The sequence below is a fragment of the Ochrobactrum sp. 19YEA23 genome, from assembly GCF_029909865.1.
GTDB classification, from domain to species: domain Bacteria; phylum Pseudomonadota; class Alphaproteobacteria; order Rhizobiales; family Rhizobiaceae; genus Brucella; species Brucella gambitense.
Genome location: NZ_JASAMQ010000001.1, coordinates 233,866 through 256,146, shown reverse-complemented (window position 1 = coordinate 256,146; position 22,281 = coordinate 233,866). Strand labels below are relative to the sequence as shown.

The following is a 22,281-nucleotide window of genomic DNA, read 5'->3' as shown; positions in this document are numbered from 1 at the left end:
CAAGTTCTAGTTGCTCACCTTTCCTTGAGAGTCCTTTAGCGCCTGCATGGCTTCATCAAGCACAGCATCGGGCAGCGGCAACAGGAATGGCCCCTCGGTGAAAAGCAATGCTGTTTCCACCACCCGCCCCGGATAGAGCGGCTCCAACAGCGCCTTATAAAGTGCGAGCTGCGCCCGATAGGCAAAAGGAACCGCCTCAACGGTCTTGGGCGGTGGTCGGTTGGTCTTGTAGTCGATGACAAGCACACGGGTCTCGTCGACACTGATACGGTCGACCTGACCGGAAACGGCGTGATCGCGTCCGCCAAGATTGATCGTGCCCATGATCGCGACTTCGCCACGTGAACCAAGCGCGAAGACCGGCGCAAATTGCTGATCACCCAGTATGGCCTTCACGCTCAAAACGGCATTGTGGCGCTCGATCTCAGGCCAGTCACCCGCTATCCGGGCGAGGTACTCTTCCGCCAGCTTTTCCCGTGCTGCCTCCGGAACCTCCGGCAAATATTGCAGCAGCATGTGGATCGCTGTACCGCGTCGCAAGGCAAAGCCGGGCGCGCCATCACCGACAATGTCGCCAAGCACAGGCGAGCTGGAATCAAGCGGCGGCTCTTCATCCGCCTCGATGAGCGCTGACGCACCGGAGGGGGCCAGAGGGCGTGGGAGACCGGCTTCTGGCTTGACTGGAAGCAGATATTCCGGCGGCAAACCGGGCAACGGCGTCGCCTCCGCCTGATCCGGCTCGATGATTTCCGTCAATCCGCGTGGCGTATTGCGGTAGCGTCGTGCCGCGACGCCCTGCACGGGGTGCACGAAGGTCTCGGATTTGATGGCCAGCGCATCCTCGGCCAGCCTGTGCCATGTCTCGCCGCTCTCGCGCGTGCCGCGATAGCCGCAGATAATCAGGCGATCTTCGGCGCGCGTCATGCCGACATAAAGCAGGCGGCGATATTCTTCCTCAGCGCGGGCTTTCAGCTCTTCAACACGTGCGGCAGTAAAGCCGGTCTGCCAACCACCATTCGGCTGCCAGAGATAGCCTTTCACCGGCGCACCGTCATGCGGAAGATCATAGGGGATCAGCTTGGGCGCTCGGCTGCCAGTCCAGACGGCGCTGCCGGGATCGACAAGAAACACCACTGCGCCCTCAAGGCCCTTGGCCGCATGAACGGTCATGAGGCGCACTTCATTGCGGCCCTGATCCAGCTCGCGTTTGATTTCCGGCGATGCCGCATCCAGCGTTTCAAGGAAAGCCTGCAAGCCCGGCAGCCCCGCACGTTCAGCGGAGAGCGCATAGTTCTGAAACTCGTCAATAATGTCGCCCGCTTCCGGCCCAAGCCGCGCCAGAAGCTTTCGGCGCGCGCCATCGGCGCTTAGAATGCGCGCATAGAACTCGAAAACCGGCATCGTGTCGGCCATGCCGCGCCAACGGCTCAGGGTCTTGTGGATGGCAGCAAGCGTCTCATCCTCGCGTGAGGCGCGATAGAGATGCTCGAACAGCGTCGAGCCTGACCCACGCGGATGAGCGAGCGCAAACAGTCTGTCATCGTCCCAACCAAACAGCGGGCTTTTGAGAAGCGAAGCCAGCGAAAGATCGTCTGAGGGCTGCAGAACGAAACGCCCAAGCGCCATCAGATCCTGAATGGCGATATGGCTGGTGAGGCGTAGTCGATCCGCGCCCGCCACCGGCACGCCGAGATTCTTCAGCGCCCGCGACAAAGCAGGCATGAACTGATCGCGCTTGCGCACCAGCACCATGATGTCACGCGGCGCGATGCGGCGGTTCTGACCCGGTATCGGTTCGCCTCGATCCAGCCAGTAGCGGATGGTGGCGGCGATCTGTTCGGCGAGCCGCACGGCAGGTGCCGCAAGATGATCGACAGGCACGCGCCAGTCATCCGGCTCTTCCACCGCTTCCGGCGTCAGCATATCCCAGATTTCCACCTCGCCCGGCGCATCGGCGCGAATGGCATCATGAACCGTGGCACCCGCAAGCCCGCGATTGGCTTCAGGCCTTGCAAACACTTCATCCACGGCCTGCAACACATCCGGTGCCGAGCGGAAAGAGAAGTTGAGACTGACGCGCTCGAACTTCAATTCGGCGTCGCCCGCACGAAGACTAACCGAGCGACCCTGCGCGGCAAAATCTTCCGGCACGGCCCCCTGGAACGAATAGATTGACTGTTTTTCGTCACCGACGGCAAAGAGTGTGCGTTGCAGATTACGCTGGCCGAGACCTGCAAAGAACTCCTCTGATAACATGCGGATGACCTGCCACTGGTCGGGGCTGGTATCCTGTGCTTCGTCAACGAGGATATGATCGATGCCGCGATCAAGCTTGTACTGCACCCACTGCCCTGCCCCGTCGCGGGCGAGCAGCGCCACGGTACGCGTGATCAGATCTTCAAAATCGAGCAGACCGCGCTTGCGCTTGAGATCGTGATAGCGTTGCAGGAGATCATCGATCAGCGTCAGCGCGGCCAGATTGAGCCGCACAAGACGCAATTCCTTCAGCCGATCGAGCCCCATTTCAACACGGGAAGCAGCTCCATCGAACGCTTCCTCGAATTCCGGCAGTAGTTTCTTTACCGCTGCCGAACCGACATAAGCGCCTGATTTCGGCTCGCCGGTGCTTTTCAGAAACGCAGCGCGCAGTACGGCCTCGCGGTCACGGGTGGTGCTCACCTTGTCGTAGCGCTTCAATTGCAGCGCAAAATCATGGGCGCGCGCCGCGCCCTTCTGGATCGAAAGAATGAGATCGAGCGCGTCGTCAGAAAATTCGGGAACCGGCCAGAGCTCAGCCAGAATATCGCTTTCGCGCTCATCAGGATCGAAGCCGAAGGCGCGATGCAAGGTCTCGACGCGCGTTTCGGCAACGCCCAGTTCGGCGATATAGCGCTGCAAGCCGTTACGTCGGTTCACAGCCTCGTCCAGCAGCGATTGCAACCCTATTTCACCCGACGCCTGCAAGACATCGGCAAAGGCGGCTGCGATATCCACATCGCCACCACCATGCGCCGTTTCGAGCAGCTGACGCCGTGCTTCGCCCACAAGTGCGACCTGCATCAGATCATCCATCATCTCGAAATGACCGGCGATATTCGCCTCAAGAGGAAACTGATGCAGGATGGCTTCGCAAAACGCATGGATGGTCTGGATTTTCAACCCGCCCGGCGTTTCCAATGCACGGGCGAAAAGCCGACGTGCCACCGCCAGGCGGGGCGCGCCCGGCCTGCGGCCTTCCAGCGTTTCCAAACGCTTGGCCAGTTCACTATCCGGCAGAACCGCCCATTCCGACAGACGCGCAAACACGCGGTTCTGCATCACCGCCGCCGCTGCCTTCGTATAGGTGAGGCAGAGGATTTTCGAGGGATCGGTCCCTTCGAGCAACAGGCGGATAACGCGCTCGGTCAGAACATGCGTCTTGCCGGACCCGGCATTGGCCGACACCCAGACCGACGCGGCGGGATCGGCTGCCCGCGTCTGCGCGTCGATGGTTTCCGGCGGGATATAGAGTTTCTTCTTCATTCGCCGCCCTCCCCACCGGCATCACCGCCAGCGGACCATTCCAGTACACGCGCAAGGTGATCATAGTCGCCCGTGAGGTCGGTTTCCCGGAACGGAAGCGCCCGCGAAAGATAACCCTTATCCGGCTTTTGATATTCCCCCAGCAACTGCGCAAGGCGCTGCCATGCCTCCTCACCCAAAGCGGGCGCGGTTTTTTCAGATGGCGGTCTGCTGATCTTCAAGATGGATTCCGGTTTCACCTCACCTCCGGCGCGAAGCCGCACATAGGTGAGATCGGACGCCCGAACACAGCCAACCTCGCTAAACGCACCACGTACCAGAAGAGCAGCTTCGAGCGCCAGCTGCGGCGACAGCAGAACATGCGCCTGACGCGGCGACGGTGTGGAGCCGGTCTTGTAGTCGATGATGTCTGCAGTCCCGTCCCGCATCAGATCGATACGGTCGGCACGCCCAGAAAGCGTAATACCAAGGCTTTCGATTTCCCGTTTTTCCGAAGCGATTTCCGCAAACCGTGTCTGCACATTATAGGCGCGCTCCCGCTCCCATTCGAGAAACTGCGGGATCAGCGCCGTGAAACGCGGCCACCAGACGGCTTCAATCTCGGTCGGCAAATCCATATCGGCAAACAGGATGCGCCCCAGTTCCATCAAGCGCTCGGCGGCATCGGGAGCCATCGGGTCGATATTTTCCTGCGTGAAATGTCCGAGAATATCATGGAAAAGCGTACCACGTTCAGCCGCCGCCGGATCACGAATCAATGGCTCCAGCGGACGCAGTTTGAGAATTTTCTTGGCGAAGATCGCATAGGGATCACGGCGCAGTGTTTCCACTTCGGTGACGGAGAAATGCTTAGGGCGGGCTGCAACCGGCGGCGCAGGCTCAGGCCTTTTGACGAAAGGCACGTCCGGTGCATGGTCAATCTCGCGGGACCAGTGCAGAAAACGCTGGCCACGCTGGCGCATCTCCTTCGTCACATCCGCACCCAGCACAGTTTCTAGCCGCTGCAACCAGCGCGATGTCACCGTCGGCGCATTGTCGGAACGTTGCGAGCGCGACAGCACCACATGGTCCATGCCAAGCGCCATTTGAAAATCATGCGCGGCAAGGCCGGTGCGGCGCTCGGGCGGATCAAGCGCGATCATCGCTTTCATCGGGCGTGACATAAAGGGATCGTTACGCGTCTTGGCAGGCCAGCTGCCTTCGTTCAGGCCGCCGATCACCACCGTGTCGACCGTCTGCAGACGCGCTTCCAGCGCACCCCAGACAAAGACACGCGGATGACCGCCCGGATGCGGCTTGACGGTTTCGCCCGCCATCAACGCATCCAGAATTGCCGGCCATTCGCTGGCTTCGAAATCCAGTTCCGACTCGCTGGAAACAAGACCGCGCAGAAACGAGGCAATTTTTTCACCGCGTTCACCGGAATAGAAGGTAGCGACGCTGCCGTTTTCATCGCGCGCCATATTTTCAATGGCTTCCGCTGTTGCCCGTGCTATCTCAGCAATATTCGTTCGTCGGCTTGTTGTCGCGAAAGGTGCCAGCGGCGCAACAGCCTGGGACAGATTTTCGCAAAGACCGCGCGCGGCTGCGATCATCTCCGGGGTGATACTGTCGTGCCATGCCGGACGCCAAGACTGGTTGGCGCTTTCTTCCAGCCGCCGGTCGAAAAAGGTTGGCAGGTCGATGACCGAAGCGCGCCCTGTGCCGCCACGAAAAGCGACAAGTTCCAGTGTTTCGCCAGCGAGACGCCGATCGATGCGCGGTGTTTCCAGCCGCAACAAAGGATGCTTCACCAGCGCCAGCAAGGCCACCGGATCACCGGGATTGAACACTGTTTCGACGGTCAGCCGCAAAAGCGTCGAGGTCTCAACGTCGCGCAAATGTCGCCCGCCGGAATCATCGGCGTCGATGCCGAAACGCGCCAGTTCTCCAACCACGCGTCGCGCCAAATTGCGGTCGGCTGTCACCAGCGCCGCGATCTTGCCCTCCTCATGAATGGCATCGCGCAGCGCCAGCGCCACCGACAGGGCTTCCTCGCGTTCGTTCGCCGCCTCAATGAGATCGATTTTATGCGCCGAGGCCAGAAGAACATCCGGCTGCATATCCGGGTGTTGGCTGAGCGCACCCCACGCGTCGGTTGTTTCCGCCGGGCGCAACGCTTCGCTTACAACCCGCTCCAGAACCCGCTTCTGACGCGACATGTCTTCGATATGTTCAACATCTTCGCGGAGCGTCCCGATAGCACGCAGCAGCTTGTGCAGGCCATATTGCGGGTGACCGAAGGTCGAAGGATTATCTTCTGCCTCGCCCAGCATTTTCCACGCATCGTTATCAAGATCGCGATCAAGTCCCGGCAGAACGACCGCACCGTTTGGCAAATGGGCGATGACGGAAACCAGTTCGGCGGTGGCAGGAATGGAGCCCGTTGAACCAGCCGCAATGACCGGCCCCGGAGGCGGACTATCGCGCAGGCGCGCCACCTCACCCCAGATCAGTTCGTTGCGGTGCGCCGCCGGGTTGGAGAGCTTGCGCTCGGCCAGGATATCGGGCCACAGCTTGGTAACGATATCGAGGAAACCGAGCGTCACCCGCCACCAGTCGGCAAGATCTTCCGGCGCGATCGTGGCAAGTTCACTCCATTTCGCGCCATCGGTTTCCACCTGATCCATCAGCCCGGCCAGATCGCGGGCCAGCCAGATGGCATCGGCAGTCGTGGCCGGAACCGACACATCGTCAACACCAAACAGCGCGCGCACATGGGCAGGCAGAGATTCACGCCACGGGCGGATCAGACGCGCCAGAAGCAGAAGCCGCTCTGCCTTTGCTATCGGCGGGTTCAGGTCGAACACGCCTGCCGCCCCGGCATTGAAAAAAGCCGCGTCCTCATCGACATCGCCAAGCGGTCTGATGGCGGGCAAAATGGCACTCTTAGCCGGATTCATATCGACGATAACAGATCGCAGAGCGCGAGCTGCACGACGCGTCGGCACGTAAATCGTTGCGCTGGCCAGTGCCAGAGGATCAGCGGGATTACCGGGAAAACCTTCGATCAGCCTCCCCTCAAGCAAGGCCTTGGCAAAGGCTGGCAGGAAAGGCGTTCCGGAAGGAATGGAAAACAGCCTTGGCTTTGTTTTGCTCATGCTGTTTCTCTCCTTCATAAATTACTTCGGCTCAAACCAGTGCGGAAAGTGTTGCCTCCGCTTGCGCTATGGCCTCCGGTGTTCCAACCGTCAGCCAATGCCCGACCATGGGCATACCATAAAGGCGGCCCTCCGCGATGGCCTTATCGAAATATCGATTGAGCGACGCCACTTCAGGCTTTGCACCAGCAAAAATGCGCGGATGAATGATACCGGCCCCGGCATAGATCAGCGGCGTTCCGGCCACATCACGGGCCCGGCGTAAACGGCCTGCATCATCGGCGACAAAATCGCCCTTGCCATCGAATCCGGTGGCCTGATCGAGCCCCGCCGTCATCAGCAGGATATCCATGCGGGCATCGTCCCAGGCTTCACTCAAGGCCGCAAGATTGGGCTTCGACGTATCGCCTACCCAGAACGTATCGGCGTTCAGAAGATAGAACGGAGACGTTCCCAGCTTTGGCAATGCCTTGACGATACCACCCGCGGAATCGAGCAGCAGATCACGCTCGTCGGAAATGACGATATGCGGCTCCGCTCGATCAGCGAGATAATCATCCAGTTGGTCGGCTAAATAATGCACATTTACCACCGCGTTGGGCACACCAACGGCTTCCAGCGCGTCCAGACCCCAGTCAATCAGCGGCTTTCCCGCGACTTTGACCAGCGGCTTTGGAATTGTCTCGGTGATGGGGCGCATACGCTTGCCAAGCCCCGCCGCCAGAACCATGGCCGTCTCAGGCATTTTCATTGCGCACTGGCCCTTCCTGCATCAACCCCAATTCGCGAAACCATGCCGCCACGGGCGCCATGACCGGATGAACAAGCACGCGCCCGAGATAATCATGAATGCGCGGCAGATGGTTGAGATAGGCCGGCTTACCGTCGCGCTCATCAAGCCGCACGAAGAGACCGAGCAGCTTCGCATTGCGCTGCGCGCCCATGGCCGCATAGGCCTTGCGGAACAGAGCTTCGTCGAAAGCATGGCCCAAGCTGCGGCGCTCGTCGCAATAGGCGGCAACGACCGCCTGCTCCAGTTCGACTGAGATGGTCACGCGCGCGTCGAGCGCCAGCGAGGCCACGTCATAGGCAGCAGGGCCGATCATCGCATCCTGAAAATCGATGGTCCCGATCCTGTCCTTACCTTCGGCTTCCGGAAACCAGAACAGGTTCGGCGAATGATAATCGCGCAGTAGAAGGCTTTGTTCGACATCAGCGATATCGGCAATCACCTTGTCCCACGCGGCTTCGTAAGCCTGCTTTTCAGCGTCGGTCAGTTGCCGCCCCATCATGCGCGGCGCATACCACTGCCCGACGAGGCTCACCTCGATCATCATGGCATTCCGGTCAAAGGGTGCAATCAGATGGTCAGGATAACCATTGAGCGGCACACGGTTCGGCCAGTTCACCCCATGCAGATGCGCGAGAAAGCGCCCTGCCGCCTCGTAGCGTTCCGCCACCGGCTCGCCAGATTCAGCACGTACGCCCTCGACTCCCAGATTTTCCAGAACCAGAAAACCTGCGTCCAGATCGGCGGCGCGCATTTCCGGCACGCGAAAACCATGCGCGGCGAGAAGCCCGTCAATGGCCGCGAAAGCCAGAATAGTTTCGGCAAGATGCGCAATCTGCCGATAGGTCTTGCCGTCACGCAGTGGCGGATCATAGGGCATCTGCGGCGCATTCATAAGAATTTCGACACCGTGCGCAGTGCGGATCGTTTCATATTTGCGCGGCGATGCATCGCCTTGCAGGTAACGCCGCTCGGCACTCTGTCGGTCGTGGCGATCAAGGAAAGCGCGAATGGCCAGCGAGCGCTCCAGACGACTGATCGCAGCCTGCGGCCCGGTAATGGCAATACGCCGCCCTGCCCCTTCATGCGAAAGCGTGACCGAGAAATTCGCTTCGGGCAAAAAGCCCTCGCCGCGCTCCGGCCATTCGGCAAGCACAACGCCATCGTCCAGAAATTCGACCAGTCCCAGCTCGTCAAGCTCTTCACCCGACGACAGGCGGTAGAGATCGGCATGGGCGACCGGTAAACGAAGCACATCATAGCTCTGCACCAGCGTGAAAGTCGGGCTTGGCACTTCCAGCCCCTGATCATCAGCAATGGCGCGGATTATCGCGCGCGCCAGCGACGACTTCCCCGCCCCCAGATCACCGGAAAGCGTGACCAGATCGCCCTTCTGCAGAGCAAGAGCGAAGTCATCGCCAAACCGGAGTGTGGCGGCTTCATCGGGTAGGTAGGATTCGAGAATCTGTGTTTGGGCGCTCATAGGCTCAGGACCGGCTAATTTGGTGCAAATGGTGTGAGGCCATCCGTTCGGATACGAGGAGAAAAGACGAAGGAAATGTGGTTCATTTTCGAGCCTTTTCGACGATGTAGCCGGGCGAATGGACCACATCCTTCGGACACCGAAATGACTGGCGATTTGCTGCGTCGAGCTGCTTGACCAGGGGAACCGCCCCGTTCTTCACATCTCTCCTGGCAACTCTTGTCATTTCAGGTGCCATTTCCATCAAATTAGCCGGTCCTGAGCCTAGCACCGTTTACCTTATTCGGCAGCAACACGGAAGCTGCGTGTCTCCGACGGGAAGCGGCAAATCACGGTGGTTCCCCTGCCCGCGCCAGTCTCGATATCGACCTTGCCGCCATGCAGCTCCACGAAGCTTTTAACGATAGCAAGACCAAGCCCCGCACCGCGCTTGCGCCCGCCATTCGGATAGGACTGGAAGCGCTTGAAGACGGTATCCAGAACTTCCGGCGGCATACCGTGTCCATCGTCATGAACGGAGAAGACCACTTCGGACCCTTCACGGGCGACCTGCAATGTGACAGTCGAGCCTTCCGGCGCGTAATTCGTCGCATTCGACAGAAGGTTGAAAAGCACCTGCCGCACGCGATTGGCATCGGCCTTGAAGACGTCCACATCGTCGGCAATATCGACATCAAGGCCGATATCATGGTCACGCAGACGTTCGCTCACCCGCGAAGCAGCGGCCGAAATCGCTTCCACCACCGAAACATCGCCGATCTCCAGCTCCATGATGCCGGCATCGACGGTCGCAAGATCGAGAATATCGTTCACAATGGTCAGCAGGACCGACGAAGACGTGCTGATATGCTCCAGATATTCGACCTGACGCTCGTTGAGCGAGCCGAAGGACGGGGTCTGCAGCAGTTCGGTAAAGCCGATAATGTTGGTCAGCGGCGAACGCAGTTCGTAGGAGACGTGCTGCACGAAATCGTTCTTGATCTGGTCGGCCAGTTCCAGCGCTTCGTTCTTTTCCTTCAGGGCGCGCTCAACGCGCACCGTATCGGTCACATCGATGAAGGTGAGCATGGTCTGCCCCTTGGGCAGCGGCACCACGGCGAAGGAGAGGATCACACCGTCATCCAGCTCCACCTGCCCCATGCGACCATCACGCTGGTCGAGGAAGCCGGTCACCGAAGACACGAAATCGTCCCAGAGACCGTTTCCACCGCGTTCGCGGCAAAGCTTTGAAATCGTGGAGATATGCGTGCCCACTACGGCCATGGCGGCAGGCAATGACCACAGATCCGCAAAGGACGGATTGGACAGGCGCATACGGCCATCGGAACCGAACACCGCAACAGCCTCGGCCAGATGATCCAGCGTTTCGCCCTGAACCTTGATCAGCGTGTTGTAACGGCCTTCGAGCTCGAACTTTTCCGTCATATTCTCGAAGAACCAGGTCACGCCGCCCTGCGGATGCGGATTGGCCACCACGCGCATCGTGCGCGCATCCGGCAGATGCCACATATGCTCCTGCGGCTCGACAGCGCGATAGGCGGACAGCACGCCGTCCTTCCATTTGCGCCATTCCGGCTGTTCCGGCAGCTTGCCTTCGGACCGCAGGCGATCGAAGAGCAAGGTGTTGCTCGGCTGGGTTTCGAGCCAGCCCGTATCGAGCGACCAGAGCTTCGCAAAAGCCTGATTGAAGAACTGGAGCTTCATTTCCGGATCGAAGATCGCCACCGCAGTCGAGAGCTGATCCAGCGTTTCAGCATGGCTTTTCAACGTGCGGCTCAGTTCTTCGCGAACCTGCTCGACTTCGCTCAGATCGAAGCCCAGACCGGCGGAACCGCCCTCGGCGCTCACATCGGTCACATCGAAAATCCGGCGGTCGCCACGCACCACTGTCGGCAATTGCTCATGCAGGTTCGGTTCGGCAAAACGATCCCGCTCAAGACGAAGCCGTGCCTGCGCGCCGAAAAGCTCGCGACCTTCCGCGATTGCCTGGCTGGTATCGGGCATATCAACCGCGCGCGCATAGGCCTGATTGACCCATTCGATGCGGCCATTGCTATCGCGAACCCATACAGGTTGCTCAATGCGTTCCAGCAGGCGGCGCAGGAGTTCAATCCGTTCCGACAATTCGCGATTTTGCGCCTGAAGCGCAGCACGTTCCGCCTGAACGCCCTGAAGGCTCAAGAAGCGGGCAACGGCCAGACCGCCGGACGTGCGGCCATAAACATCAAGCAATGTGCCGTTATTGGTTTCGACCGTCAGATCGAAGGTGCGCGCGTGTTCGCGCAGCGATGCAACGGCGCGTTCGAGCGCCGTGACCGATTGTGGGCGCAACCAGCGACCGAAAGCCAAAAATGCCGAGCGATCCAGCGGCGCGCCGCTTTCATCCGGCAATTGCCCGACCACATCGGCCCGCATCGTATGACCGTCCCAGACGACGATGCGTTGATCCTTGAGATTGAGAAGCGCTTCGTTGCGCTGTGCGGTGAGGCTCAGATCGGAGAGTTTTGAGCGCAGGTCCTTGTTTTCATTGGCCGCCCGCGCGCGCTCGCGAATGAGCCAGCCTGCGGAAAGCAGCGCCGCGCCCATGGCGCCAACAAACATGGAAAACTGGATAACTTCGAAAGCGCCAACGCTGCCGCCGCCAAAAGGCAGCTCGATGCGCGCGCCATCAGCGCCCTGCGCGAAAGCAGGCATTGCGGCAAGAACGGCGGAAACTGACACGGTCGCCATCAAAACGACCTGCCGAAACGGCTTTGCAACACAAGCAAGGGCAACCGTCAGGCTTCTGCCTTTTCCGATTGTGGTATTGCCCCGGGCCTGATCCGGTAAGCCGACTTCTGGCATGTTTCCCTTTTCTCCGCCACCCGACTGTACAATCCGCAAAAACGGACGCACACCCGCATTTCAAACACTTCAACGTCTCGACTGGCCATCATGCACCGCCACAGTGCCCGATAGCCGAACGTGTTTCAGGGACGAAACGACCAGTCGCTTCCCGCCGAAACCGGCAAAAAACGCACAACGCGAACACCCGCCAAAACACATTGTTTCTTCGCATGCCCGAACGCCAAAACCGCAATACACTTTTGCCGGGAATGCTTTTGATTCGTCTTCACAATACCCTTCCGACGAATCCACGTGAAGCGTGTCGCGCGCAAAAAGAAAGATCGGACAGCTTGTCAACTGCCCGATCTCAACATGTAGTAGAATGCTTAACCTATGGTTAATATCTGTAGTGTTCGGACTTGAACGGGCCCTGTGGAGTGACGCCGATATAGGCAGCCTGTTCCTCAGAAAGCACAGTCAGTTTCGCACCCAGCTTGTCGAGGTGCAGGCGCGCGACCTTCTCGTCGAGATGCTTCGGCAGAACATAGACTTCGTTCTTGTAAGCTTCCGGACGCGTGTAAAGCTCGATCTGGGCCAGCACCTGGTTGGTGAAGGAAGCCGACATCACAAAGCTCGGATGGCCGGTTGCGTTGCCGAGATTGAGCAGGCGGCCTTCCGAAAGAAGGATCAGGCGCTTGCCATCCGGGAACTCGATCAGATCGACCTGCGGCTTGACGTTGGTCCATTTCAGGTTGCGCAGAGCGGCAATCTGAATTTCGTTGTCGAAATGGCCAATGTTGCCGACGATGCACATGTCTTTCATCTTGCGCATGTCGTCGAGCGTGATGACGTCCTTGTTGCCGGTCGTGGTGATCACGATATCGGCAGTCGGCGCGGCATCGCTGAGCGTTACGACTTCAAAGCCGTCCATGGCGGCCTGAAGGGCACAGATCGGATCGACTTCCGTCACCTTGACGCGAGCGCCGGCGCCAGCCAGAGACTGGGCGGAACCTTTGCCAACATCGCCGTAACCGCAGACGACGGCGACCTTGCCAGCCATCATCACATCGGTGCCGCGGCGAATACCGTCGACCAGCGATTCCTTGCAGCCATACTTGTTGTCGAACTTCGACTTGGTCACGCTGTCATTGACGTTGATGGCCGGGAAGGGCAGGAGACCCTTCTTCTGCAGCTGGTACAGACGATTGACGCCCGTGGTGGTTTCTTCCGTCACGCCCTTGATGGCATCGCGCTGCTTGGTGAAGAAGCCCGGCGTTGCAGCCATGCGCTTCTTGATCTGCGCGAAGAGAACTTCCTCTTCTTCCGAACCCGGGTTCGACAGAACGTCTTCACCCGCTTCAGCGCGTGCGCCGATGAGGATGTACATGGTGGCGTCGCCGCCATCGTCGAGGATCATGTTGGACGGCTGGCCATCCGGCCACTGGAAGATCTTGTCGGTATAGGTCCAGTATTCTTCAAGGGTTTCGCCCTTGATGGCGAAAACCGGCGTGCCGGTTGCAGCAATCGCGGCGGCAGCATGGTCCTGTGTCGAGAAAATGTTGCACGAAGCCCAGCGCACATCGGCGCCGAGGGCCTTGAGCGTCTCGATCAGAACGGCCGTCTGAATGGTCATGTGCAGCGAACCGGAAATGCGTGCGCCCTTCAGCGGCTGCGACTTGCCGAATTCCGCGCGCGCGGCCATCAGGCCCGGCATTTCGGTTTCAGCAATATCGAGTTCCTTGCGGCCCCAGTCGGCCAGGCTCAGATCCTTGACGACGAAATCTTGGCTTGCGGTCATCGCGTGCTCCAATCAAAAACAATTCCGCTACGGCAATGAACCCGGTTCGGAATGGCGTTGTAGACATGGTTCAGGAGCGGAATATCGTCGATAAAAGCCGCTCCGGCTGCCGCTTTGACTAGCAGATCGCGGGCCGAAGTACAACTTCATATAAACAAATCTTTATACGTGCATATCGAACAATTAGCCGATTGACGGCTCCACCACCGTCAAATCGAGATTGATCCCAAGAATTTCCAGCATTCTGCGGAAGTCCGATGCCGGATAGGCCGTATTCTCGGTCACCAGCGCTACGGTCTGCCCGGAGCCGCCTTGCGAAGAGGGAAGGGCCGAAACGACGCTATCCGCCGGGTCGAGAAACAGCCAATCGGGACGTGCTTTCTCAAAGAACGGCCGCAGCCAAGGCAGGTGCGTACTCGACAAAGTGAGAACGTCGATATGCGGATGCTCGGCAAGGATCATGTCGCAAAAGCGGGCAACGTCTTCGGCCGTTCTTGTCGGGTTTGACAGAAACAAACCGCTTTCCACCAGTTCAACCATGGGAGAGGCGTTGATGAGACTGACCTCTGCCGATCCGCTCGTATGGGCGCGGACGAACACGCTGAGCTCAGCGCTTTCGATCATCGAACGCACGCCCATAACCGCAACATGGCCACTGCGGCTGGCCGCGATTGCCTCTCGAACGGGTGGCGCCACGCCATAGACCGGCACAGCGAACTGATCTTTCAAGGCGTCCAACACCATGATTGATGGCGCATTGGAAGCCAGAACGACGCTCTCCGCGCCGAGACCGATCAGATAGTCGATTGTGCTGCGCATAATGGACAACAGCTCGTTTCGCGTTTTCCCGCCATAGGGAAAACGTGCACGATCTGCAAAATAGATGATGTCGCGGTTCGGCTGTCGGCGTCTGATCAGCTCGACCAGCGCATAGCTTCCAATGCCTGCATCAAAAACCGCGACGGGCGCGGCAAGACCGTTGCGAACGGTCAGCATTCCTCGCCGAACTTGTCAGCAATCAGTACCTGCAAGGCATTGAGCACGGTTTCGGCCTGCTCGCCAGAGGCGCTGACCTCGATGCAGCATCCGGGTGAGGCGGCCAGCATCATCAAGCCCATGATCGAGGTGCCGCCAACCGTCATGCCGTCCTTGGAAACGCGGACATGCGCATCATAGCCATCGACGAGCTGAACGAACTTGGCGGAGGCGCGGGCATGCAGCCCGCGCTTGTTCACGATCTCAAGCGATCGGGAAATGGCAGTTTCGGGATCATATTCGCCAGTAAGGGTGACGCTGGACGGCATATATTACTTTCCTGTCAGAACCTGACTTGCGACATTGATATACTTGCGCCCAGCATCCTGCGCCTCGCGAAGCGCAGTCTTGATATCGCCCCCGACCCGCACGCTCGACAGCTTGATCAGCATCGGCAGATTGACGCCTGCGATGACTTCAATCTTGCCTTCCTGCATGACCGAAATGGCCAGATTGGATGGAGTTCCACCGAACATGTCGGTCAGGATGATAACGCCGCTGCCATTTTCAGCGCGTTCGACAGCTTCGACGATATCACGCCGACGCTGTTCCATGTCATCTTCCGCACCGATGCATACGGTTTCGAAGTTATCCTGCGGGCCTACCACATGCTCAACGGCATGAAGAAACTCTTCGGCCAGCCTTCCGTGCGTAACAAGCACGAGTCCGATCATACTATAAAAGCTCCCGTCGCGCGCCCGCCGCATCACCCCGCCAGATGATCAGATGGCACCTGCTTTGTTCCAGTACGATCATTCCAAAAAACCTGTCTCGTTTTAAGGATCGTACTGCAGCCGGAACCATGCCGGCGAGTTGTGCATCTTGGCAGGGCAAATCCTTATAGCAAGTGAAAAATCTCTACCCCGCCTTGAAAAAAGCAAAATGCCGCAGCGGGGTGAAATCTTCATCGAATCGAAACCATCATCGGCTCAGCGATTCTCCGGCGACCATGGTTCGTAGAATAAAGTCGCCTCTGTCGCCCGCGATAGCGCGTTGGAATCGCCATTTGACGATAGTGACGGCAAAAGCAGCCGCGGCAGACCGATACCCTCAAAGGTCCAGCTTCCCCCGCCGGGATAGCGTTCCGCTTCTTCGCGGGCCACAAGCCAGATCATCAGATCAAGCGTCGCACTGGCGACAACAGGCACCCTGAACAGGCCCGCACCGCGAATCTCCACACCACCCGCTAGGGAAGCGGGAGCGCTGGCGATGAGATGATTATCTTCCACCCGCAGCATCGTGCGGTCATCGCTAACCAGAAACGCCTGCTCGCCGCGAAGGGAAGCGCGCTCGACGAGCGTCAGCGCGAGTTCAGTCTTGCCTGCGCCCGAGCGGCCCATGATCATCACACCCTTTCCGCGCAATTGCACGGTGGTGGCATGCAGGCCGCTTTTGGCTTCTTCCGGGGTCATGCGCTGGCCGGAAGGTCGACGATGAAACGGGCGCCCCTGAATTCATCCGGATTGGCCGGATCGATAATATTTTCTGCCGTCAGCGTACCGCCATGGGCTTCGATGATCTGGCGGCTGATCGATAGACCGAGGCCGGAATTCTGGCCGAAAGCCTCCGATGCCGGGCGATCCGTATAGAAACGCTCGAAAATCCGCTCGATATTCTCAATAGGGATCCCCGGGCCGTTATCCTCGACCAGAACGCGCAGACGGCTGCCTTCGCCCTGCAAGGTCACCACGATACGACCCGTATCGTCCGGCACGAAGGAGCGCGCATTTTCAATGAGATTGCTCACAACCTGACCGAGCCGTAGATCATGACCGGCGACATAGAACGCTTTTTTGCCTGCGGGAAGCTTGCCGGTATTGAAGACGATTTCGGTGCCGATCTTGTTGCGACGCACTTCGCGCGCGGCGGTCACAAGATTGGTGAGCAGCGTCTTCATATCCACGCGGTCGATATGTTCGCGCGCAAGTTCCGCGTCGAGACGGGAAGCATCCGAAATATCGGTGATCAAGCGGTCCAGACGGCGCACGTCATGCTGGATGATATCGAGCAGGCGCTTGCGCGAATCTTCGGACTTGGCGAGCGGCAAGGTCTCCACCGCACTACGGAGCGAGGTGAGGGGGTTCTTCAGCTCGTGACTGACATCGGCGGCAAAGCTCTCAATGGCTTCGATGCGCGTATAGAGCGAGTCCGTCATCTCGCGAATGGAAGTGGAGAGGTGCCCCACCTCATCCTGACGCTCCGAGAAATCCGGAATTTCGACACGGTTCTTGACGCCATGGCGGACACGGTCCGCTGCAGCCGACAATTTGCGCAGCGGGCTCGCGATGGTTGATGCGAGAAACAGCGACAGGATCACCATGACCAGCGCGACGACGCCAAACACACGGAAGACCGCCATGCGCTCGCCCTGCACGATCTTGTCGATATCGTCGCCCTCGGTCGACAGCAGCAACACGCCGAGAATGGCGCGCGAACGCTGGACGGGAACTGCGACCGAAACCACGAGTTCGCCTTTCTCGTTTCGCCGTTGCGCAGTCTGCGGGGAACCCGTCAGCGCCTTGACAATCTCGGGAAAGGCAAGACCATTACCGCCCGGCTGCTCCTGATAGACAGGCAAACCGCCGCCAAAGAAGAAACTGGTGAACCATCGGGTGAAACGCTCCCAAACACTGGGCTTTTCTTCCTCAATGGGCGGCAGATCATAGCGCAGCACAGGCCCGGATGAAGGGAAGCTCGGCGAATAGAGCGCACGCGAATCCAGCAGCATATTGGCGTAGCGATCATAGATGCGCGCACGCGTACTGGTCGGCGAAATCAACCGGCGGAGCAGCGGGGAAACTTTTTCCGGATTGATCGGGAATTCCCAATTGTCGGGAGAGTCGGGCGAGGGGGTCAGGCTTTGCCCGGCCTGCAGCTCCAGAAGCTTTTCAGGATCGATCATCAGCGAGTTGGTGTCGACCGTTGCCGAGGCCGAAATCGCTGCAGCGATGATCTTGCCCTGCGTCAGAAGGCTTTCAATCTTGGCATCGATCAGCCCCTCGCGGAACTGGTTCATATAAAGAATGCCGGAAACCAGCACGCCGAGCGCCGCAAGATTGAGAAACAGGATGCGGCGCGTCAGGCTCGAAAAGAGATATTGACCGAGAAACTTGCGAAAGGGCGCAAACAGGCGACGCCAGAACACCGAGCGCTGTCGCCGTGCTCTGCGCTCGCGCAAGTTCGCTTGCAAACTCGCCTTCAGGCTTTCGTTCCGGGTCTCTGCGACCATCTCGCTTTGGTTACTCGTGCTAGAGCACATCCCGAAAAGTTTGAACCGGTTTTCGGATAAGATGTGCGTCAAATATTCCAGATCAATGCCGGGATATCGCACCCGGCATTGTTAACTTTATCGATCAGGCTTCGCGGAAGCGATAGCCGACGCCATAGAGCGTTTCGATCATCTCGAAGTCGTCGTCAACCACCTTGAACTTCTTGCGAAGGCGCTTGATGTGGCTGTCGATGGTGCGATCATCCACATAGACCTGTTCATCATAGGCCGCATCCATCAAGGCGTCACGGCTTTTCACGACGCCGGGGCGCTGCGCCAGCGAATGCAGGATGAGGAACTCAGTGACCGTCAACGTGACAGGCTCGCCCTTCCAGGTACAGGTATGGCGTTCCTGATCCATGACCAGCTGACCGCGTTCCAGCGACTTGGACGGCTGGCCCGCAGGCTTGGCCGTGCCATCGCGGGCAGCGACGCGGCGCAGAACAGCCTTCACACGTTCGACCAGCAGACGCTGCGAGAACGGCTTGGTGATGAAATCATCCGCGCCCATCTTGAGACCGAAGAGTTCGTCGATCTCGTCGTCCTTCGACGTCAGGAAGATGACCGGCAGATCAGACTTCTGGCGCAGGCGGCGCAGAAGCTCCATGCCATCCATGCGCGGCATCTTGATATCGAAGATCGCAAGATTTGGCGGACGCGCCATCAGACCATCAAGAGCGGAAGCGCCGTCGGTGTAGGTTTCAACCCGATAGCCTTCCGACTCCAGCGCAATGGAAACGGAGGTCAGAATGTTACGGTCATCGTCGACCAGCGCAATTGTCTGCGTTGCCGAGGCTTCCTTCATGCGGACCCTTCTCCTTCATGTTTTGCCATGCCATCCCCATCGGAGCATCCCATGGGGCGTTGACCATCTGGCATTCCACCCGGCGCAACCGGCTGGAGGGCGGTTCGATAATCGAGCGCCTGATTTGCACATCGATACTATTATAGTGATGCAGCTTGTGCAGTACAAATTAGGTACAAAATGTGGCAGCTCTGTAAGAAGCCGTGAAACACGCTTTGGCGAATCATTCTTTGGTTAATGCTCGCGCAGATTGTATTCCACAAATAATACACGCGAAAACGCAATAATTAAACGATTTAAAAAAAATTCAAAATTTTTAAATCGATTAAATATTTGAATTGCCACAATTAATCTGTTTCTGACTCCCCACTCCTCCGAGAACGGAAAAACGGAGGCCAGATTTATTTGTCAAACCAAATGGCGGAGACACCATGAGAGAGACCGGCATTCACAATACGGCCGCTTCCATTGCCACTTCGGGACTGAAGGAACTCTCCGCAGTCTTTTATAATCTTGGGCCTGCTCGGCTCTATGAGGAAACCATCCGCCGTGGCGAAGCCGAACTGACCGCACAGGGCGCGCTCGTCGCCCGCACCGGCCAGCACACCGGCCGCTCGCCGAAGGACAAGTTCGTTGTCCGCGACGCCAATACCGAAGATCAGGTCTGGTGGGACAACAACAAGCCGATGACGCCGGAAGCCTTCGAGCTTCTCTATGCCGATTTCATCGAGCAAGCGAAGGGCAAGGAGCTTTTCGTTCAGGATCTCGTCGGCGGCGCAGATGCCGACAACAAGATCAACGCGCGCATCGTGACCGAATATGCCTGGCACTCGCTGTTCATCCGTAACTTGCTGATCCGCCCAGCGCAGGAAGAACTTGCTTCCTATGTGCCGGAAATGACGATCATCGATCTGCCGTCGTTCAAGGCTGATCCGGAACGTTATGGCGTCCGCACCGAAACAGTGATCGCGGTCGATCTGACCCGCAAGATCGTGCTGATCGGCGGCACTTCCTATGCTGGTGAAATGAAGAAGTCGGTCTTCACCGCGCTCAACTACATCCTGCCCGCCAAGGGCGTGATGCCGATGCATTGCTCGGCCAATGAAGGCCCTAACGGCGACACCGCCGTCTTCTTCGGCCTGTCCGGCACTGGCAAGACCACGCTTTCCGCCGACCCGACGCGCACACTGATCGGCGACGACGAGCATGGCTGGGGCGAGCATGGCATCTTCAACTTCGAAGGCGGCTGCTATGCCAAGACCATCCGTCTTTCCGCCGAAGCAGAGCCGGAAATCTACGCCACGACGCAGCGTTTCGGCACTGTGCTCGAAAACGTTGTGCTCGACGCCAACCGTCAGCCGGATTTCGATGACGGCTCGCTGACCGAAAACACCCGTTGCGCCTATCCGCTCGATTTCATCCCGAATGCATCGAAGACAGGCAAGGGCGGCCAGCCGAAGAACATCATCATGCTCACCGCCGATGCTTTCGGCGTGATGCCTCCCATCGCCAAGCTGACGCCTGCGCAGGCCATGTACCACTTCCTGTCCGGGTACACCGCAAAGGTTGCCGGTACCGAAAAGGGTGTCACCGAACCGGAAGCAACCTTCTCGACGTGCTTCGGCGCACCGTTCATGCCGCGTCATCCGTCGGAATACGGCAATCTGCTGCGCAAGCTGATCGCCGAACACAAGGTCGATTGCTGGCTGGTCAACACCGGCTGGACCGGCGGCGCCTATGGCACCGGCAAGCGCATGCCGATCAAGGCAACCCGTGCGCTTCTGGCTGCGGCTCTCGATAGTTCGCTGAACAATGCGGAATTCCGCATCGATCCGAATTTCGGCTTCGCCGTCCCGGTTGAAGTGCCGGGCGTGGATACGTCCATTCTCGATCCGCGTTCGACCTGGGCCGACAAGGCTGCCTATGACGCACAGGCCAAGAAGCTGGTGGACATGTTCGTCACCAACTTCGAAAAGTTCGAAAGCCACGTCGATCACGAGGTCAACGACGCAGCACCGGCAATCCGCATCGCTGCCGAATAAGCTGCTCAGGAATACTGAGGAGGGAGAGAGCCCGGCCCGCGTGCCGGGTTTTCTTTTGCCCTCAATCCAGCCCCGCACTTTGGCGCGCATGACTTTTCTGCGCATGCCCTCGGCTCAAAACCTCTTCGCACTTTGGGGGGCATGACTTTTCTTCGCATGCCCTTATCCCAAAACCGCTTCGCACTTTTGGGGGGCATGCGTGCGCCGGGTTTTCTTTTGTCCAACAGCACCGAAGCGTGTATGCGTTCTCTCATGGAAGAGAACCGGAACATCATCCGCATCACCAACCGCCTGACGATCCGCGAGGATGATCTGGAGGAGAGCTTCATTCGCGCCTCTGGTCCCGGCGGACAGAACGTCAACAAGGTTTCGACGGCGGTGCAGCTGCGCTTTCATGCGGCGCAATCGGGATTACCGGAAGATATTCTCACGCGCCTTTTCAAACTGGCCGGTCAGAAGGGCACCAAGGACGGTGACATTCTCATCGAGGCCAATCGCTTCCGCACGCAGGAGCGCAACCGCGAAGACGCCCGCGAACGGCTGATCGCCCTGATCGCCAAAGCGGCCGAACCGCCGCCGCCGCCGCGCAAGAAGACCAGACCCACCAAAGGCTCCGTCGAGCGACGCCTGAAGGCGAAATCGGGCCGCGCGGACATCAAAAAAGGACGCGGCAAGGTTTCCTTCGACTGAAGCGCCGCCGCTGAACCTGAATTCCAATCCCGAAAAGACCGCAAGAGCAGGGGAAACGCATGACCACGAAACTCTACGATCTCGAAACCAGCCATGGCAAAATTGCGGTGCGCGAAAGCGCGGGCGAGGGTGCGCCCTTGCTGATGATCCATGGCAATTCGAGTGCGAGCGCGATTTTCCAGAATCAGCTTGAAGGCCAGATCGGCAAGAAGTGGCGCGTGATTGCGCCCGATCTGCCCGGCCACGGCCAGTCAAGCGACGCGATCAACCCAGATCGCAGCTACTCCATGGAAGGTTATGCCGATGCCATGACCGAAGTACTGGAAAAGCTCGGCATAGCGGATGCGGTGGTTTTCGGCTGGTCGCTCGGCGGCCATATCGGGCTTGAGATGATTTCGCGTTATCCCGGCATGCGCGGACTGATGATCACCGGCACGCCGCCGGTCGCCCGCGAGGAAGTGGGGCAGGGCTTCAAAAGCGGCCCCGACATGGCACTGGCCGGACAGGAAGTGTTTTCGGCCCGGGATGTCGAATCCTATGCGCGCAGCACCTGCGGCGAACCGTTTGAACCCTCGCTGCTCGATATCGTCGCCCGCACCGACGGTCGCGCACGCCGCATCATGTTCGAAAAATTTGCGGCTGGAACCGGTGGCAACCAGCGCGACATCGCTGCCGAAGCAACACTTCCCATTGCCGTGGTCAACGGTCGTGACGAACCTTTCGTCGAGCTCGACTTCGTGTCGAAAGTCCGCTTCGGCAATCTCTGGGATGGCAAAACCCACGTTATCGACAATGCCGGTCACGCACCTTTTCGTGAAACGCCAGCAGTTTTCGATGCCTATCTGGCGCGATTCATTGCCGATTGCACCGCATAGAGCTGTT

The 22,281-nt window shown here is 58.9% G+C and carries 15 protein-coding genes; 3 read left to right on the top strand and 12 right to left on the bottom strand.

What is annotated here, in order from left to right; all coding sequences use genetic code 11:
* Positions 1–6: 6 nt before the first annotated feature.
* From addA to QBD01_RS01080, 12 genes are all read right to left on the bottom strand, one after another.
* Positions 7–3,522, bottom strand: a complete 3,516-nt coding sequence (gene addA / locus QBD01_RS01135; protein ID WP_280991284.1) for a double-strand break repair helicase AddA — start codon at positions 3,520–3,522, stop codon at positions 7–9.
* The gene (gene addB / locus QBD01_RS01130) at positions 3,519–6,662 is read right to left on the bottom strand and encodes a double-strand break repair protein AddB (RefSeq protein ID WP_280991283.1); all 3,144 of its coding nucleotides are present in this window, start codon (positions 6,660–6,662) and stop codon (positions 3,519–3,521) included. The genes addA and addB overlap by 4 nt, the downstream gene beginning before the upstream one ends.
* A gap of 31 nt (positions 6,663–6,693) precedes the next feature.
* Positions 6,694–7,413, bottom strand: a complete 720-nt coding sequence (locus QBD01_RS01125) for a nucleotidyltransferase family protein (RefSeq protein ID WP_280991282.1) — start codon at positions 7,411–7,413, stop codon at positions 6,694–6,696.
* Entirely contained in the window at positions 7,400–8,935 is a 1,536-nt protein-coding gene (gene tsaE / locus QBD01_RS01120; protein ID WP_280991281.1) for a tRNA (adenosine(37)-N6)-threonylcarbamoyltransferase complex ATPase subunit type 1 TsaE, read from the bottom strand. The genes QBD01_RS01125 and tsaE overlap by 14 nt, the downstream gene beginning before the upstream one ends.
* 279 nt (positions 8,936–9,214) lie before the next feature.
* Complete coding sequence (locus QBD01_RS01115; RefSeq protein ID WP_280991280.1) at positions 9,215–11,665, bottom strand: PAS-domain containing protein; 2,451 nt, start codon at positions 11,663–11,665, stop codon at positions 9,215–9,217.
* 493 nt (positions 11,666–12,158) lie between these two features.
* On the bottom strand, positions 12,159–13,559 hold the full coding sequence (gene ahcY / locus QBD01_RS01110) for an adenosylhomocysteinase (RefSeq protein WP_182518973.1): 1,401 nt from the start codon (positions 13,557–13,559) through the stop codon (positions 12,159–12,161).
* A 183-nt stretch (positions 13,560–13,742) separates the two neighbouring features.
* Positions 13,743–14,555 (bottom strand): aspartate/glutamate racemase family protein, encoded by an 813-nt coding sequence (locus QBD01_RS01105; protein ID WP_280991279.1) that lies wholly within the window; start codon positions 14,553–14,555, stop codon positions 13,743–13,745.
* Positions 14,549–14,863 (bottom strand): HPr family phosphocarrier protein, encoded by a 315-nt coding sequence (locus QBD01_RS01100; RefSeq protein ID WP_078337652.1) that lies wholly within the window; start codon positions 14,861–14,863, stop codon positions 14,549–14,551. The genes QBD01_RS01105 and QBD01_RS01100 overlap by 7 nt, the downstream gene beginning before the upstream one ends.
* Before the next feature lie 3 nt (positions 14,864–14,866).
* Complete coding sequence (locus QBD01_RS01095) at positions 14,867–15,268, bottom strand: PTS sugar transporter subunit IIA (protein WP_078337651.1); 402 nt, start codon at positions 15,266–15,268, stop codon at positions 14,867–14,869.
* A 255-nt stretch (positions 15,269–15,523) separates the two neighbouring features.
* A complete protein-coding gene (locus tag QBD01_RS01090; RefSeq protein ID WP_280991278.1) occupies positions 15,524–16,006 on the bottom strand; it encodes an HPr kinase/phosphorylase in 483 nt (160 codons plus the stop codon).
* The gene (locus QBD01_RS01085) at positions 16,003–17,823 is read right to left on the bottom strand and encodes a stimulus-sensing domain-containing protein (protein ID WP_280991277.1); all 1,821 of its coding nucleotides are present in this window, start codon (positions 17,821–17,823) and stop codon (positions 16,003–16,005) included. The genes QBD01_RS01090 and QBD01_RS01085 overlap by 4 nt, the downstream gene beginning before the upstream one ends.
* A gap of 124 nt (positions 17,824–17,947) precedes the next feature.
* Positions 17,948–18,667, bottom strand: coding sequence for a response regulator transcription factor (locus tag QBD01_RS01080; RefSeq protein ID WP_078337648.1), 720 nt, complete (start codon positions 18,665–18,667; stop codon positions 17,948–17,950).
* Positions 18,668–19,098: 431 nt separating this feature from the next.
* Here QBD01_RS01080 and QBD01_RS01075 point away from each other — a divergent pair, with 431 nt between their 5' ends.
* From QBD01_RS01075 to QBD01_RS01065, 3 genes are all read left to right on the top strand, one after another.
* Positions 19,099–20,709, top strand: a complete 1,611-nt coding sequence (locus QBD01_RS01075) for a phosphoenolpyruvate carboxykinase (protein ID WP_280991276.1) — start codon at positions 19,099–19,101, stop codon at positions 20,707–20,709.
* 240 nt (positions 20,710–20,949) lie between these two features.
* A complete protein-coding gene (gene arfB / locus QBD01_RS01070; RefSeq protein WP_171058694.1) occupies positions 20,950–21,399 on the top strand; it encodes an alternative ribosome rescue aminoacyl-tRNA hydrolase ArfB in 450 nt (149 codons plus the stop codon).
* Positions 21,400–21,458: 59 nt separating this feature from the next.
* Positions 21,459–22,274 carry an alpha/beta hydrolase gene (locus tag QBD01_RS01065; protein ID WP_280991275.1) on the top strand — a complete coding sequence of 272 codons (816 nt, stop codon included), beginning with the start codon at positions 21,459–21,461 and terminating at the stop codon, positions 22,272–22,274.
* Positions 22,275–22,281 lie beyond the last annotated feature (7 nt).